The sequence below is a fragment of the Bradyrhizobium sp. USDA 4472 genome (assembly GCF_054058595.1).
Window position 1 is genome coordinate 2,483,095 of sequence record NZ_JBSSAM010000001.1, and the last position, 15,125, is coordinate 2,498,219.

At 65.0% G+C, this 15,125-nt stretch carries 13 protein-coding genes; 10 read left to right on the top strand and 3 right to left on the bottom strand.

The window, feature by feature from the left end; translation table 11 throughout:
- Window positions 1–18 precede the first annotated feature (18 nt).
- The 10 genes from ACVWZ4_RS11295 to ACVWZ4_RS11340 all read left to right on the top strand — a co-directional run bounded on the left by ACVWZ4_RS11295 (window position 19) and on the right by ACVWZ4_RS11340 (window position 11,388).
- Window positions 19–1,221 carry a CaiB/BaiF CoA transferase family protein gene (locus ACVWZ4_RS11295; RefSeq protein ID WP_456763449.1) on the top strand — a complete coding sequence of 401 codons (1,203 nt, stop codon included), beginning with the start codon at window positions 19–21 and terminating at the stop codon, window positions 1,219–1,221.
- A gap of 337 nt (window positions 1,222–1,558) precedes the next feature.
- Window positions 1,559–2,875: a sn-glycerol-3-phosphate ABC transporter substrate-binding protein UgpB gene (gene ugpB, locus ACVWZ4_RS11300; RefSeq protein ID WP_456700568.1), complete on the top strand. Its 1,317-nt coding sequence runs from the start codon at window positions 1,559–1,561 to the stop codon at window positions 2,873–2,875.
- A 48-nt stretch (window positions 2,876–2,923) separates the two neighbouring features.
- Entirely contained in the window at window positions 2,924–3,805 is an 882-nt protein-coding gene (ugpA, locus tag ACVWZ4_RS11305) for a sn-glycerol-3-phosphate ABC transporter permease UgpA (RefSeq protein ID WP_456740298.1), read from the top strand.
- Window positions 3,805–4,653, top strand: a complete 849-nt coding sequence (gene ugpE, locus ACVWZ4_RS11310; RefSeq protein ID WP_456740299.1) for a sn-glycerol-3-phosphate ABC transporter permease UgpE — start codon at window positions 3,805–3,807, stop codon at window positions 4,651–4,653. The genes ugpA and ugpE overlap by 1 nt, the downstream gene beginning before the upstream one ends.
- 108 nt (window positions 4,654–4,761) lie before the next feature.
- Window positions 4,762–5,844 (top strand): sn-glycerol-3-phosphate import ATP-binding protein UgpC, encoded by a 1,083-nt coding sequence (locus tag ACVWZ4_RS11315; protein ID WP_456740300.1) that lies wholly within the window; start codon window positions 4,762–4,764, stop codon window positions 5,842–5,844.
- Window positions 5,845–6,088: 244 nt separating this feature from the next.
- Window positions 6,089–6,514 carry an Hsp20 family protein gene (locus ACVWZ4_RS11320; protein ID WP_456700564.1) on the top strand — a complete coding sequence of 142 codons (426 nt, stop codon included), beginning with the start codon at window positions 6,089–6,091 and terminating at the stop codon, window positions 6,512–6,514.
- Between the two features lie 51 nt (window positions 6,515–6,565).
- On the top strand, window positions 6,566–6,838 hold the full coding sequence (locus ACVWZ4_RS11325) for a BQ00720 family protein (protein WP_456700563.1): 273 nt from the start codon (window positions 6,566–6,568) through the stop codon (window positions 6,836–6,838).
- A 295-nt stretch (window positions 6,839–7,133) separates the two neighbouring features.
- Window positions 7,134–7,787 carry a TetR/AcrR family transcriptional regulator gene (locus ACVWZ4_RS11330; RefSeq protein WP_456700558.1) on the top strand — a complete coding sequence of 218 codons (654 nt, stop codon included), beginning with the start codon at window positions 7,134–7,136 and terminating at the stop codon, window positions 7,785–7,787.
- Complete coding sequence (locus ACVWZ4_RS11335) at window positions 7,784–10,471, top strand: molybdopterin-dependent oxidoreductase (protein ID WP_456740301.1); 2,688 nt, start codon at window positions 7,784–7,786, stop codon at window positions 10,469–10,471. The genes ACVWZ4_RS11330 and ACVWZ4_RS11335 overlap by 4 nt, the downstream gene beginning before the upstream one ends.
- Window positions 10,468–11,388: an FAD binding domain-containing protein gene (locus tag ACVWZ4_RS11340; protein ID WP_456740302.1), complete on the top strand. Its 921-nt coding sequence runs from the start codon at window positions 10,468–10,470 to the stop codon at window positions 11,386–11,388. The genes ACVWZ4_RS11335 and ACVWZ4_RS11340 overlap by 4 nt, the downstream gene beginning before the upstream one ends.
- Here ACVWZ4_RS11340 and ACVWZ4_RS11345 read toward each other — a convergent pair.
- The 3 genes from ACVWZ4_RS11345 to ACVWZ4_RS11355 are packed head-to-tail and all read right to left on the bottom strand — an operon-like array spanning window position 11,385 to window position 14,955.
- Window positions 11,385–12,923 carry an AMP-binding protein gene (locus ACVWZ4_RS11345; protein WP_456740303.1) on the bottom strand — a complete coding sequence of 513 codons (1,539 nt, stop codon included), beginning with the start codon at window positions 12,921–12,923 and terminating at the stop codon, window positions 11,385–11,387. The genes ACVWZ4_RS11340 and ACVWZ4_RS11345 overlap by 4 nt on opposite strands.
- A 58-nt stretch (window positions 12,924–12,981) precedes the next feature.
- Complete coding sequence (locus ACVWZ4_RS11350; protein ID WP_456740304.1) at window positions 12,982–14,112, bottom strand: DUF5938 domain-containing protein; 1,131 nt, start codon at window positions 14,110–14,112, stop codon at window positions 12,982–12,984.
- Window positions 14,113–14,148: 36 nt separating this feature from the next.
- Entirely contained in the window at window positions 14,149–14,955 is an 807-nt protein-coding gene (locus tag ACVWZ4_RS11355; protein ID WP_456700553.1) for an SDR family NAD(P)-dependent oxidoreductase, read from the bottom strand.
- Window positions 14,956–15,125: the final 170 nt, after the last annotated feature.

The window sequence follows — 15,125 nt, forward strand, 5'->3', positions numbered from 1 at the left end:
CACAGGGGATGCGAAGGCATGACTGAAGCCGTTTTGGGCGCAATGAGCGGACTGCGCGTCGTCGATCTCACGCGCGTGCTCGGCGGCCCCTACTGCACCCAGATCCTCGCCGACCATGGCGCCGACGTCATCAAGGTCGAGCCGCCCGCAGGCGACGAGGTGCGCGACTGGGGCCCTCCCTTCCACGAGGAGGACGCCGCTTATTTCGTCGGCATTAACAGAAACAAGCGCTCGATCGGCCTCGACCTCGCCTCCGAAGGTGGCCGCGTCGTGCTGCTCAGGATGCTGGAGACGGCCGACGTCCTGATCGAGAATTTCAAGCCGGGCACGCTGGAGAAATGGGGCATCGGCAACGATGTGCTCAGCCAGAAATTCCCGCGCCTCGTGCATTGCCGGATCTGCGGCTTCGGCGCCGACGGCCCGCGCGGCGGCAATCCCGGCTATGATGCCATCATCCAGGCCATGACCGGCATGATCGCCGCCACCGGCTCGCAAGAGAGCGGCCCGATGCGGATCGGCGTGCCCTTGGTCGACATCACCACCGGGCTCTATGCCGCAATCGGCATCCTGATGGCGCTGTCGGAGCGGCAGCGCTCGGGCAAAGGCCAGTTCCTGGAGACGACGCTGTACGAAACGGGCCTTGCCATCATGCATCCGCACACCGCGAATTATTTCATGCATGGCAAGCCGCCCTCGCTCACGGGCAACGAGCATCCCAACCTCGTGCCTTACGCGATCTTCCCGACCAAGACCGACGACATCTTCATCGGCGTCGGCAATGACGGCACGTTCCGCAAGCTCTGTAAGGAGATCGGCAAGGTGGAGCTCGGCACCGATCCGCGCTTCGCCCGCAACAAGGACCGCATCGCCAATCGCGAGGCGCTGCGCGCCGAGCTTGCCGCCGTGTTCAGCCAGCACGAGGCCGAGCCGCTGTGCAATCGCCTGCTCGCGGCCGGCCTGCCCGCGGGTCCCGTGCAGAGGATCGACCAGGCGTTGACCAACCCGCACACGATCGCGCGCGGCGATGTCATCGAGAAGGACTGGTACAAGGGCGTGGCTTCGCCGATCCGGCTCGATCGCAGCAAGCCGAGCCTGCGCCGCCTGCCGCCGAAATTCAGCGAGCACGCCCAGGAGGTGCTGGCCGAGTTCGGCTACTCAAAGGCAGAGATCGGCGCGATGGTCGAGAAGGGCACGGTCTGCGGGTCCGAGCGCAAGCGCTGAGTGGTGCGCTCCCTCTCCCGCGCGCGGGAGAGGGTCTCGCCGCAGCGGCCTTGAGGAGAAAGCCCTCACCCGGCGCTTCGCACCGACCTCTCCCGCAAGCGGGAGAGGTTTTCGAGCTGCTCGATTTCGACTCACGTCATCCAATGCCGCAGTGCGGCGCATGCACGCATGTGCACTGCGAACAGAGGAGGCTGCCCAACCGCCTCTTCGCCTATTTGATGGCTTCCCTTCTGCAGCGCTTGCCGCTTTCGTTTCGGCCGCTTACACAGTCATGTGAACGTCATGTGGCGCTGCTAGCGCAAGCGCTTCTTTTTGACGCCTGAGGGAGGTTTTCTAGATGGCTCTTCGACATTTTGGAGCGGCTGCCGCATTTGCAGTCACGGTTGGCATGGGCGTCTCGCCGGCGCTTGCCGTCACTGAAATCCAGTGGTGGCACGCCATGACCGGCGCGAACAACGACGTCATCGTCAAGCTCGCCAACGACTTCAATGCATCGCAGAGCGACTACAAGGTCATCCCGACGTACAAGGGCAGCTACCCTGATACGATGAACGCCGGCATCGCGGCATTCCGCGCGGGCAACGCCCCGCACATCATGCAGGTGTTCGAAGTCGGCACCGCGACCATGATGGCTGCGACCGGTGCAGTGAAGCCGGTCTACAAGCTGATGGCCGACGCCGGCGAGAAATTCGATCCCAAGATCTACCTGCCGGCGATCACCGGCTACTACTCGACCTCGAAGGGCGAGATGCTGTCATTCCCCTTCAACTCGTCGTCGACAGTCATGTGGGTCAACCTGGACGAACTCAAGAAGGCCAATGTCGAGATCCCGAAGACCTGGCCTGAAACCTTCGAGGCGGCCAAGAAGCTGCACGACAACGGCCATCCGACCTGCGGGTTCTCGAACGCGTGGGTCACCTGGGTCAATCTCGAGCAGCTGTCGGCCTGGCACAACGTGCCGCTCGCCAGCAAGGCCAATGGCCTTGACGGCTTCGACACCGTGCTGAAGTTCAACGGGCCGGTCCAGATCAGGCATCTGGAGAAACTGATCGAGCTGCAGAAGGACAAGACCTATGACTATGCCGGGCGCACCAACACCGGCGAAGGCCGCTTCACCTCCGGCGAGTGCCCGATCTTCCTGAGCTCCTCGTCCTTGTTCGCCAACATCAAGGCGCAGGCCAAGTTCAACTTCACGGCCGCGCCGATGCCCTATTATCCCGACGTCAAGGACGCACCGCAGAACTCGATCATCGGCGGCGCTTCGCTCTGGATCATGGGCGGCAAATCGGCCGACGAATACAAGGGCGTGGCGAAATTCCTGACCTTCCTGTCGGACACCGATCGCCAGGTCTGGATACACAAGGCCTCGGGCTATCTCCCGATCACCAAGGCGGCCTATGAGAAGGCCAAGGCCGAAGGTTTCTACAAGGACCAGCCCTATCTCGAGACGCCGCTGCTCGAGCTGACCAACAAGGAGCCGACCGAGAACTCCCGCGGCCTGCGGCTCGGCAACATGGCGCAGCTTCGCGATGTCTGGGCGGAAGAGATCGAGCAGGCGCTCGCCGGCAAGAAGACCGCCAAGCAGGCGCTGGACGCCGCCGTCGAGCGCGGCAACACGATGCTGCGCCAGTTCGAAAAGACCGCCGTCAAGTGAGGCGATGAGTGGCGGGCCGGGACGCCGGCCTGCCACTCGGCTCAGATCATGCAAAAGCAAGCCATTTTCAAATCAAAGCTATTGCCCTACGTGCTGGTTGCCCCGCAACTCGCCGTCGTCCTGATTTTCTTCTATTGGCCGGCGCTGCAAGCGGTAATCCAGTCCTTCCTGCTGCAGGATGCCTTCGGTCTATCAACGAGCTTCGTCTGGTTCGATAACTACATCGAGCTGTTCAAGGACCCCGCCTATTTCGAGTCCATCGTCCGGACCTTCTTCTTCTCGTTCGCGATCGCGGTGTCGTCGCTGTCCTTTGCGCTGCTGCTCGCCGTCATGGCGGACAAGCCGCTGCGCGGTGTGATGCTCTACCGCACGCTGCTCATCTGGCCCTACGCGGTGGCGCCGCCGGTCGTCGGCGTGCTCTGGATCTTCATGCTGCATCCCTCGCTCGGCGTGATCTCGCGTTATCTGCGCGCCGCCGGGATTGACTGGAATCCGCTCCTCGACGGCAATCAGGCTGCGGCGCTGATCATCGTCGCCGCGGCCTGGAAGCAGATCTCCTATAATTTCCTGTTCTTCCTCGCCGGGCTGCAGGCCATCCCGAAGAGCGTGTTCGAGGCCGCCGCAATCGACGGTGCGCGCCCGATGCGGCGGTTCTGGACCGTGACATTTCCGCTGCTGTCGCCAACCATCTTCTTCCTGCTCGTCGTCAACATCGTCTACGCCTTCTTCGACACCTTCGGCATCATCGACACCATGACCCGCGGCGGCCCCGGCACGTCGACGGTGACGCTGGTCTACAAGGTCTACTCCGACGGCCTGCTCGGCGGAAATCTCGGCAGTTCGGCGGCCCAATCGGTGATCCTGATGATCCTGGTCATCGTGCTCACGGGAATCCAGTTCCGCTTCGTCGAACGCAAGGTGACCTACTGATGGTCGAGCAGGAGGGCCTTCGACGCTACGTCGCTCACGTCATCCTCTGGATCGGGATCGCGATCGTCGCATTCCCCGTGTACATCGCGATCGTCGCCTCGACCCAGGACAACGCGCTGATCGCCAACGGGCAGATGTCGCTGCTGCCCGGCGGCCATTTCTTCGAGGTGTACTACCAAACCATCTTCGTCGGCACGAGCGGCTCGACCCGCGAGCCCGTGGCCAACATGATGCTGAACTCGCTGATCATGGCGCTCCTGATCGCGGTCGGCAAGATCGCGATCTCGATCATCTCGGCCTATGCGATCGTCTATTTCCGCTTCCCGTTCCGGATGGCGATCTTCTGGATCATATTCATCACGCTGATGCTGCCGGTCGAGGTGCGCATCTATCCGACCTACAAGATCGTCGCGGACCTGCACATGCTCGACAGCTATGCGGGCCTCGCGCTGCCGCTGATCGCGTCGGCGACGGCGACGCTGCTATTTCGCCAGTTCTTCATGACCGTGCCGGATGAATTGCTGGAGGCCTCGCGCATCGACGGCGCCGGACCGCTGCGCTTCTTCTGGGATACGCTGCTGCCGCTGTCGCGCACCAACATGGCGGCACTGTTCGTGATCCTCTTCATCCTCGGCTGGAACCAATATCTCTGGCCGCTGCTGATCACCACGCGCGACGACATGCAGACCATCCAGGTCGGCATTCGCAAGATGATCACCACCACCGATGCGCTGACCGAATGGCCGATCGTGATGGCGACCGCCGTGCTGGCCATGCTGCCGCCGGTGTTCGTCGTCGTCGCCATGCAGAAATTGTTCGTGCGCGGTCTGGTCGAGACGGAAAAGTGAGGAGGCGAGTGGTGAGTAGCGAATGGCGAATGGAAAGCCCTTTGAGCGCTCTCGCATACGCAACTTCCCTGTTCGCCACTCCCCATTCGCTATTCGCTGGAAAAACCCATGGCTAACGTCACCCTGCGCAACGTCCGCAAGACCTACACCGGCGGCTTCGAGGCGATCAAAGGCGTCAACGTCGAGGTCGGCGACGGCCAGTTCTGCGTGCTGGTCGGTCCCTCCGGCTGCGGCAAGTCGACGCTGCTCCGCATGGTCGCGGGGCTCGAGACCATCACCGGCGGCGAGATCGACATCGGTGGCCGTATCGTCAACCAGGTCGAGCCCGCCGACCGCGACATCGCGATGGTGTTCCAGAACTACGCGCTCTATCCGCACATGAGCGTGTTCAACAACATGGCTTACGGCCTGCGCAACCGCGGCATGAAGGAGGCCGAGGTCAAGTCTCGCGTCGAGGAAGCCGCGCGCGTGCTCGAGCTCGCACCGATGCTGGAGCGCAAGCCGCGCCAGCTCTCCGGCGGCCAGCGCCAGCGCGTCGCCATGGGCCGCGCCATCGTGCGTCAGCCCAAAGTGTTCCTGTTCGACGAGCCGCTGTCGAACCTCGACGCCAAGCTGCGCATCGCGATGCGCGTCGAGATCCGCAAATTGCAGCGCCGGCTCAACACGACGTCGATCTACGTCACCCATGACCAGCTCGAGGCGATGACGCTCGCCGACGTTCTCGTCGTGATGAATGGCGGCCAGGTCGAGCAGGTCGGCAATCCCCTCGCGATCTACGAGAAGCCGGCCACGACCTTCGTCGCCTCGTTCATCGGCGCGCCGCCGATGAATCTGATGTCGGCGCGAGCGGACGAGATCAAGTCGCAGCTCGGCAATGCGGGGGACGCCGGCATTCTCGGCATCCGTCCCGAAGACTTCGTCATCACCGACCAGACACCATCAGGCGGCGTTGCGCTGCCGCTGGCGGTGGAAGCGATCGAGCGTGTCGGCGCCGAGACCTTCGTTTACGGCTCACGCGCGCAGGACGCGCAGCGCGTCGCCGCCACTCCGGGCGAACTGCCGCCCGGTGACATCATCGTCCGCATTCCCGGAACCGAGGCGCCTGCCATCGGCCAGAAGATCCGCGTCGCCGCAGTCCGCTCCAAGCTGCATTTGTTCAGCGGCGACGGGCGGAAGCGGATCGAGGCCTGACCGGTTCCGAAAGGTCCTGCAGCCCAGGCCGCGAAAACAACCCCATGCACAGGAAAGCGGGCTCTGTTTTCATTGGGAAAAATCGCCCGGAAAATTCACCATCGCAACGCGACCCGCAAGAAGTGAATCCACCGCCCTGGGCTAGCTGCTTGAACCCCCACCGCGATATGCCCATATTGCTGACCAAGGGGCGCCACCGCGGGCCCCGACACACCAAAGTCGCTTCGAGAGGACTTTGTAAACTATGTCTCGTGTTCCAACGCTTTCCAGTCCGTTCCTTCTGGGCTTCGACGAAATCGAGCGCGTGCTCGATCGCGTCGTCAAAGGCGCCGACGGTTACCCTCCCTACAATATCGAGAGGTGTGAACGATCGGACGGCCAGCCCGAGCGGTTGCGCATCACGCTGGCGGTCGCCGGATTCACCCGCGACCAACTCGATGTAACCATTGAGGAAAACCAGCTCGTGATTCGCGGGCGGCAGCAGGACGACAAGACCCGGCAATACATCCATCGCGGCATCGCCGCGCGCCACTTCCAGCGCACCTTCGTGCTGGCGGAGGGGATGCTGGTGCTGGGTGCGGATCTGAAGAACGGGTTGTTGTCGGTCGACCTGGCCCGGCCTGAACCGGAGAGGATCGTTAAGACAATCGCTATCAATGAGCACGAATAATGGAACGAGTAGCGGACTCGACCGCTTAGATTTCCTGAAGGAGTCGAGACCATGAGTGAAGGTCAAGTTGTGTTCGAATATGAAGCCAGGAACGCCTCGCCCGAGACGCTGGCGAACCTCGGCGAAGGCCACATCGCCTATGTGAAGCAGATCCGCTCCGAGGATGTGCCCGGCCTGTTCCCCGAAGCCCCGAAGATCGCGCCCGGCCTCAAGCTGTTCGCACTCCATGCCGCCGACGGCACGCCGATCATGCTGACCGACAGCCGCGAAGCCGCCATCGCCAACGCCTGGAGCAACGAGCTGCAAGCCGTCAGCGTGCACTGAGCGCTACAAGCGTCGCACGAAGAGAGTTTCAAGCGGGCACGCCTTCCACCGAAGGCGTGCCCGTCTTCATTTGAGAGATGATGTTCCGCACCTCTGCTGATGGGCCCCGCCTTGGCTGACGAAGGCGATGCCAGCCATCTCGTCCTCGTCTCGCCCAATCCCGAGACCGCACGCAACCGGCCAGCGGAACGCGGGGAGCACCGCTTCGAGTCGGGGCGGCCTCGGCTCATGCGCGCACGAGACCGTCATCGGTCCGTGATTTGACATTTCATTCACGTTCGTCAAATCTGACAAAATGCAGGCCAAGGCTCCTCCCAGGACCCCTCCCCAGGACCGTATCCTCGACGCCGCCATGCGCGTGTTCCGGCGCCACGGTTTCCGCCGTTCCTCGATCGAGCAGGCGGCGGAGGAAGCCGGACTGACGCGGCAGGCGCTCTATCATCACTTCGCCTCCAAGGAGGCGCTGTTTCGCGCCGTGCTCGAGCGCCTCTACGAGCAGGGACTCGCTGCGGAAATCGCGGCAGCAAAGGCGGCGGAAGAAGCCGGCCTCGAGCTTGCCGACATCCTGGTCGCCGAGATCGGCGCGCGGATGCAGTCGCTGCTCGCCTCCCTCAAGGACTCGCCCCACATCGAGGAGCTGTTTTCCGAGCACCTCGCGCAGGCGCGCGACCTCTACCAGAGCTACGCCAGCCGTTTCGCCGACGAGATCGCAACCACGATCGCGCGGGTGTGCCGCAAGCGAAAGCTCGCGCTCGAAAGCGGCATCACGGTGCGCGAGCTCGCGCGCTGCGTCGAGATGGCGATCCACGGCACCAAATCCGCTTTCCCTGCCATGCAGCCGGTCGACGCGTTCCTGAAACAGCTCGAGACCATGCTGCGCATGCTGATCGCCGGCGCGATGGCGCTGCCTGCGAAGAAGTCCCCACGCAAAACGGGAGTTCGGAAATGACCACCACGACCGTCAATGGAACGCCCCTGGTGCTGCCCGACGATCCGGAGGCGCTGTTGATCGACGTGATCCGCGACGGCGGCCTCACCGGCACCAAGCTCGTCTGCGGCTCCGGCGTCTGCGGCGCCTGCACCGTGCTGCTCGACGGCATGCCGGTCGTGAGCTGCCTGTTGCCGGCGCAGGCGGCCGCCGGCAAATCGCTGACGACCATCGAGGGGGTCGGAGCAACCGGATTGCATCCGGTGCAGAAGGCGTTCATGGCGCACGACGCCCTGCAATGCGGCTTCTGCACGCCGGGCTTTGTCGTCGAAGCCACCGCCTTCCACGACAGCTGGCGCGCGACCAAGGGCACGGCGACGCCCTCGCGCGAGGAAATCGCCGCCGCGCTCTCGGGACATCTCTGCCGTTGCGGCGCCTATGAAGGCATCTATCGCGCCGTCGCCGAAGCATGCGCGGGCCGCTTCGACGGCAACGATCCGGTCGCGCCTCGGCTCGAAGCCCGCGACAAGGTGACGGGGCTGGCCCGCTACACCGTCGACATCCACCATGACGGCCAGCTCGAAGGCGTCATCCTGCGCGCGCACGTCGCGCATGCGAGGATCACCGGGCTCGATCTGGCGCCGGCGCGCACTATTCCCGGCGTTGCCGCGGTCGTTCCGCTGCTCGACGATGACAACATGATCCGGTTCGTCGGCGCGCCGATCGCAGCCGTCGCGGCCAGGGATCGCCGCACCGCACTGAAGGCAATCGCCGCGATCACCTTCAGGCCCGAGCCATTACCGGCGGTGATCGGGCTCGATGCAGCGCGAGGCGACGATGCGCCCGTGGTGTTCGAAAAGCAGGACCGCAAGCGTGCCGGCAACGTCTCCGAGGGCGCCGGCGGCGCTCCGGTGTCGTGGAAGGGCAATGTCCGCGGGCCTTCGGCGCCGTTCTCGCAGAAAGCCAGGCAGGCCAGGCACTGGCTTGACGAGGCGCGGGCGCAACGCAATCCGCTGCTGGTCGAGGAAACCTTCCGCGTCTCGACGCAACAGCACGCCAGCCTCGAACCCCATGCCGCCGTGGCCAGGTTCGATGGCGATCAACTCACCGTGCACATCTCGACCCAGGCCATTCACGAGAGCATGGAGAAGATCGCCAAGCGCTATGGCCTGCCGCACGACAAGGTGCGTGTGATCGCCGATCATGTCGGCGGCGGGTTCGGCTCCAAGGGCAGCGTTGGGCTGGAGACCATCGCCGCGATCGAGCTCGCGCGCGCCGCGAAGGCGCCGGTGCGTGTCGCCTTCGATCGTGAAGAGGAGCTTTCCGTTACAGGCTATCGTCCGGCCGCCGAGCTGAAGCTGTCCTTGCTGCCTTCGGCGGAAGGCCGCCTCAAGGCGCTGTCGCTCACCGCCCATGCCGATACCGGAGCCGCCGTGAACTCGATGATCGCCGGCCTGGCCCGGCTGATCTATCCAGCCCAGGCAAAAGAGCTCGTCGACTTCGACGTGCTCAGCAACCTGCCGCCGGGCGCGCCGTTCCGCGGCCCCGGCGGTCCGCCGATGTCGTTTGCGCTGGAGCAGGCGGTCGACGAGGCGGCGCTGCGCATGAAGGTCGATCCGATCCAGTTGCGCAAGCGTTGGGATACCGACCCAAACCGCCAGCGACTGTACGACTGGGCCGCCGGCCTCGAGGTCTGGAAGAACCGCATGCCGGCCGGCTCGCAAGAAGGCCGCTACCGGCGCGGCGTCGGCGTCGCCACCGGCTACTGGCTCTATCTCTGGCAGACCGGCTCCTCGGTCGAGCTCGCGGTCAAGGGCGGCCGCATCGTCGCAAGCTGCGCGGTCCAGGATATCGGCACGGGCACGCGCAGCGTGATCGCGAACACCGTCGCGAAGGCGTTCGATCTCGAGCCGCAGGACGTGGACGTTCGCATCGGCCGCTCGAACCTGCCGCGAGGGCCGGGGTCCGGCGGCAGCCGCGTCACCGCCTCGGTGCTGCCGCCGACCCTGCTCGCGATCGACAGGCTGAAAGCGGAAATCAAGCGCACCGCGTCGCGCACACCTGCTCCGGGCTCGAACGCGCCGTGGCGCGAGATGATCGCGGCGTCTCCTGACATCGCCGTGTCGGCGAGACGCCAGGAGGACGGCAAGCCGCCGCCCGGCGTCAGGCCCGCTCTGCACGAGGCGGGCATCTTGGGCCGGGTGTTCGGTTGGGTGCTGCGCCTGATGAACCACATGGTGGTCGGCGCCGGCGTGCCGAGCTCGGTGCAGGTAATGGAGGTCGAGGTCGATACCTGGCTCGGCCATGTGCGCGTGCTCAACGCCTATACGGGCCTCGCGATCGGCAGGCTCGCCGCGCCCATGCTGGCGCGAAGCCAGGCCGCAGGCGCCGTGATCCAGGGCATCGGCTACGCACTCTATGAGGCGCGGGAGACCGATCCTTCGAGCGGCCACATCCTGAGCGGCAGCATGGAGGATTACCGCATTCCGGGCATCGGCGACATGCCGAAACTGGAGGTGCATTTCGACGAGGCCGGTTTCGAGCACGTGCCGGGCGGCAGCGTCGGCATCGGCGAAGTCGCCACCGTGCCGACCTCGCCCGCGATCGCCAACGCCATCCGCGATGCGATCGGCGTGAGACTGACCGAAATTCCGTTCCGGCCCGATCGCCTGCTGGCCGCGCTGAAAGGGAGGGATGCAGCATGAGTGTCGCCGTCACGAGCGCCGAGCCCACGCCTGAATTCCGCGCCGGAGGCACCGACTTCAGCGAACGCCGCCGCAGCGGCGTGTCGCAGGGCATGCTGATCGATATCTCGGCCAGCGGCTCCAGGGCGATTACCTGGGACGCCGGCGGATCAGCCCAGATCGGCGCGCTTGCCACCATCGCCACGATCGCGTCGGACGCGCGCATCGCCGCCGGCTATCCCGGCATTGCGGCGAGCGCGCGAGGCCTCGCCACGCCACAGGTGCGCCAGGTTGCAACGCTCGGCGGCAATCTCGCGCAGCGTTCGCGCTGCTGGTATTTCCGCCGGGCCGACATCGATTGCTTGAAGAAAAGCGGCAGCACCTGCCCTGCCCGGTCTGGCAATCATCTCTACGGCGTCGCCTTCGATCTCGGGCCTTGTGTCGCGCCGCATCCCTCCACCATGGCGGCGGCTCTGCTCGCCTATGATGCGACCATCGTGACGGACCGGCGCAGCGGATTGACCATTGCAGGCCTGCTCGGCGATGGCTCGATCTCGCACGCCGATCATGCACTCGCAGCGGGCGAGATGATCAAGAGCATTGCGCTTCCGGCTCCGGTTCAGGGCGAGCGCGCTTCCTACAGGCGCGCGATCAGCCGGACCTCTGCGGAATGGCCGCTGGTGGAACTCTGCGCCCGCGTCGTGATCGCCGACGGCAGCTTCCGGCTCGTACGGCTCGCTGCCGGTGGTGTTGCGCCCGTGCCGCTTCGCCTCACTGCCGCGGAAGTCGCGCTTCACGGCAAGATCGCCAATGCGGCATCGATCGCGGAAGCGGCGACAGCGGCGACCTCGGGGGCCAAGCCATTGCCGATGACGGGCTACAAGCTCGATCTTCTGCAAGGGCTGCTGCGCGACGTGCTGGAGCGGCTTTTGGATTAGCTGGTCGCGCGACCCGCCATCCGCGCACGAATGTCCGGCTTCAGCACCTTGCCGACCTTGGAGCGCGGCAGATCGTCCCAGATCTCGATCTGCTTCGGTGTCTTGACGCTGCCGATCTGCTGCTTGACGAAGGCCGCCAGTGCCGTCGCATCGACGCTCTGGCCGGCGCGGGGCTGCACCACCGCGACGATCCGCTCGCCCCATTTCTCGTCCGGCAGGCCGATCACGGCGCAATCCTGCACCGCCTCGTGCGCGCGCAATGCGTTTTCAACCTCGATCGAATAGACGTTGAACCCGCCGGTGATGATCATGTCCTTGGCGCGGTCGACGATGTAGAGGTAGCCGTCACCGTCGATGTAGCCGACGTCGCCGGTATGGTGCCATCCGTGCGCAGATGCTTCGGCGGTCGCTTGCGGGTTCCTGTAATAGCCCTCCATCACCAGCGACCCGCGCACCACGATCTCGCCGCGTGTGCCAGATGGCAGCAGATGGCCCTCGCCATCCATGATGCCGGCCTGCACCAGCGGGCTGATCCGCCCGGCCGACGACAGTCGGTCCGTCGCGATCGTGCCGTCTGGATTGTAATGCTCGTCGGGCGCCATCATCGAAATCATCATCGGGGCTTCGGTCTGACCGAACAACTGCGCCATCGGCCCGATGCGTCGGAGCGCCTCCGCAAGCCGCGTGGCCGAGATCGGCGCCGCGCCGTACCAGAAGCATTGCAGCGATTCGAGGTTGGCGGAATCGAGTCCGGGATGATCGAGCAGCATGTAGATCACGGTCGGCGGCAGGAAGGTGTGGGTGACGCCATGGCGCTCGATCAGAGCGAGGAATTCGGCGATGTCGGGGTGATGCATGATCACGATGCGGCCGCCGAGCGTCATGATCGGGAAGCACAGCACGCCGGCGGCGTGCGTCAGCGGCGCCAATGCGAGGTAGACCGGGCGGCCCTTGAAGGGGTAGCCGATCAGCGTCAGGGCCGTCATGGCCTCGATGTTACGGCCCGACAGCATGACGCCCTTGGGCTTGCCGGTGGTTCCGCCGGTGCCCGGGATCATCGCGAGGTCGTCGACCGGCGCCCGCTGGTAGTCGTCGTCCGAAACGTTGCGGAGCCAGGTGTCGCAGGAAGATGCAAACGGCAGCTCGGCATCGAGGCAGACGAGCACGCGCAGCTTCGGCAGGTCGGACCGGACCGCCTCGACCATCGGAGCGAAGCTCGAATGAAACAGCAGTGCGGAGCAGTCGAATTGATCGAGTATGAATTTGTTCTCGGCCGCCTCGTTGCGCGGATTGATCGGGCACCAGACCGCACCGGCGCGCGAAATGCCGAACACGCAGGCGAAGGCCAGCGGGTCGTTGCCAGCGAGGATCGCAACCTTCTCGCCCGCCGCGAGGCCCGATGCTGCAAGTCCGCGCGCGACGCGGTAGCTCAAGCGTTGCACGTCGCGATAGCTGAGATCGCGTCCGTCCATGGTGAGGCACGGCGCGTCGGGGCCCAGCGAGGCACCTTTATCGAGGTAGTCGATGAAGCGCATGGTCGAATCCTGCAGACGGAAGCGGGTGACGCAGAGAACCGCGCCACCCGCGATTTGGCTAATCGTGCACAGTCAGGACAGGCTTGCCGACCAGCCCGAAACTGCGCAATTGCCCGAGCAACTCGTGGTGGCCGAATGCCTGACAGGCGGAGGCGAAGCCGACGCGCCTCGGCGGTTGCTGCAGCAGATGCGCGGCGGCATAGGCCTGCAGCATGCCGGTTTGCTTGTAGTTGCTGTTGCCGTTGATGACACAGTGCGCGCGGCCGAGCGGGCCGGAGGCATGCACCGAATCCAACGACTTGTTGACGCGCGGGTTCTCGCGCGGCGGCATGGTGTTCATGACGCCCGCAGCGGTCTGCGCCAGCGCGGCGTAGCGATCGTCGGGTTTCATGTCCTTGGTCGCCTCCAGCGCGGCGGCGACGATCTGTGGCACCCCCAGCATCAGCGCGCGGTTGAACACGCCGCCCAACACCTTGACGTTGGCCACGCGGGGATCACGCTTGAACCACACCGGGTGCGAGGTGCCGCCCCAGGGGAGTGCCAGCGCCAGTTCGTGCTGGCCGGGGATGACGAGGTTGGTGAGGCCGGCATCAGGCTGATGCTCGACGTATTTGTTTTGCTCAAGGTAGTAGGCCTTGGCCATCGCCGCATTGACCAGGATGGTCTGCGTCGAGGCGATGGTCGGGCTGCCGCCCCAGAACACGGCGATATCGAGCGTATCGAGGCCTGGCGTCTCCAGGCACAGCTGGGCTGCGATTTCGCCGGTGGTGTACATCTGCGCGATGCCGGGCGCCAGCAGCAGGCCGGCATTGGCGAACTTCGTGCCCCACTCCTGTTCGAGCGTGATCAGCCAGTCCTGCTCGCCTGTCGTGTCGGTGTAGTGGCATCGGGAAGCCCAGCAGGCTTGCACCACCTCGCCGCCGAACCTGGCGAAGGGGCCGACCGTGTTGAGCACCACCGAGGCGCCGTTGAACAATTCCGTCAGCGCGCCTACGGTATGCGGCACTTCCACCACCTCGTAGTCGGCGGTCTCGATGCCGGCCACATTCGCCTTCATTGCAGCGTTGAGCTTCTCGGCGCTGCGGCCGGCGGCGACGAAGGGGATGTTGTACTCGCGCAAGTATTCGCAGACGAGACGGCCGGTGTAGCCGGAAGCGCCATAGACGATGACGGGCTTCTTCGCACTCATTGTGTTCCTCCGAAATTCTCGTTGTGAAGATGTTTGCTACATGCCCATGCCGCCATCGACCGGCAGTCCGATGCCGGTGATGAAACGCGCCTCGTTCGAGCACAGGAACACCGCGGCATCGGCGATGTCGCCGACCTCCGCGAGCTTGCCGAGAGGCGTCTGCTCCACCACTGAGCCGACCGCGGCGTTGACGTCGGCGGCGAGACCGATCTTGACGATGTCGTTCGCCAGCTGCAGGCCCATGTCGGTCGGTATCAAGCCGGGATAGATGCAGTTGACGCGCACGCCGTAACCGAGCTTGCCGGCTTCCATCGCTCCGACCCGCGTCATGCGATCAACCGCGGACTTCGTGGCGGAATAGACCGCGATGCTCGGGAAGGCGATCGTCGCGGCGACAGAGGCGATGTTAACGACCGCGCCGCCCTTGCCCGCCGGTCCGCCCGGCCGCATCGCGCGGAAAGCGTGCTTCATGCCGAGTACGGTGCCGACGATGTTGACGTCGCACATCCGGCGTGCGTCCTCGGCCTTGACCTCGCTGACGAGGGCGGTGATCTCGATCCCGGCATTGTTGATGAGGATGTCGTAGCCGCCGAGGGTTGCGACGGTCTTGGCAACCGCCCGCTCCCATTGGGCGTCATCGGCGACGTCAAGCTGGGCGAATCCGGTCGTGACGCCTGCTTCCTTCGCGATTGCGCTTGCGGTCGCACTGCCGGCATCCTCCAGGATATCGGCGATCATGACCGCGGCGCCGGCGCGCGCCAACGCCTGCGCGATCGCCGCGCCGATGCCTCGGGCACCGCCGGTGACCAGGGCTTTCCTGCCTGCAAGACTCTTCCCACTCATGACGCACTCCTCCGTTGCTGGTGATCGATTCGGGCTGCGCCAACAGGCGCGCCAGGTCGATGAGCGCAGGCCTTCGGCCGCACCCAGCGAAGCGTTCCTCCATGACCGGACGTCTTGACGACTGTCCAAATTCTTGAAGCGGAACCTCCGCCAGAAACTTGACACTTGTC

Excerpts from the sequence above, each read along its gene's own strand:
- ACVWZ4_RS11295 (WP_456763449.1), top strand. The coding sequence starts at position 19 with ATGACTGAAGCCGTTTTGGGCGCAATGAGCGGACTGCGCGTCGTCGAT.
- ugpB (WP_456700568.1), top strand. The coding sequence starts at position 1,559 with ATGGCTCTTCGACATTTTGGAGCGGCTGCCGCATTTGCAGTCACGGTT.
- ugpA (WP_456740298.1), top strand. The coding sequence starts at position 2,924 with ATGCAAAAGCAAGCCATTTTCAAATCAAAGCTATTGCCCTACGTGCTG.
- ugpE (WP_456740299.1), top strand. The coding sequence starts at position 3,805 with ATGGTCGAGCAGGAGGGCCTTCGACGCTACGTCGCTCACGTCATCCTC.
- ACVWZ4_RS11315 (WP_456740300.1), top strand. The coding sequence starts at position 4,762 with ATGGCTAACGTCACCCTGCGCAACGTCCGCAAGACCTACACCGGCGGC.
- ACVWZ4_RS11320 (WP_456700564.1), top strand. The coding sequence starts at position 6,089 with ATGTCTCGTGTTCCAACGCTTTCCAGTCCGTTCCTTCTGGGCTTCGAC.
- ACVWZ4_RS11325 (WP_456700563.1), top strand. The coding sequence starts at position 6,566 with ATGAGTGAAGGTCAAGTTGTGTTCGAATATGAAGCCAGGAACGCCTCG.
- ACVWZ4_RS11330 (WP_456700558.1), top strand. The coding sequence starts at position 7,134 with ATGCAGGCCAAGGCTCCTCCCAGGACCCCTCCCCAGGACCGTATCCTC.
- ACVWZ4_RS11335 (WP_456740301.1), top strand. The coding sequence starts at position 7,784 with ATGACCACCACGACCGTCAATGGAACGCCCCTGGTGCTGCCCGACGAT.
- ACVWZ4_RS11340 (WP_456740302.1), top strand. The coding sequence starts at position 10,468 with ATGAGTGTCGCCGTCACGAGCGCCGAGCCCACGCCTGAATTCCGCGCC.
- ACVWZ4_RS11345 (WP_456740303.1), bottom strand. The coding sequence starts at position 12,923 with ATGCGCTTCATCGACTACCTCGATAAAGGTGCCTCGCTGGGCCCCGAC.
- ACVWZ4_RS11350 (WP_456740304.1), bottom strand. The coding sequence starts at position 14,112 with ATGAGTGCGAAGAAGCCCGTCATCGTCTATGGCGCTTCCGGCTACACC.
- ACVWZ4_RS11355 (WP_456700553.1), bottom strand. The coding sequence starts at position 14,955 with ATGAGTGGGAAGAGTCTTGCAGGCAGGAAAGCCCTGGTCACCGGCGGT.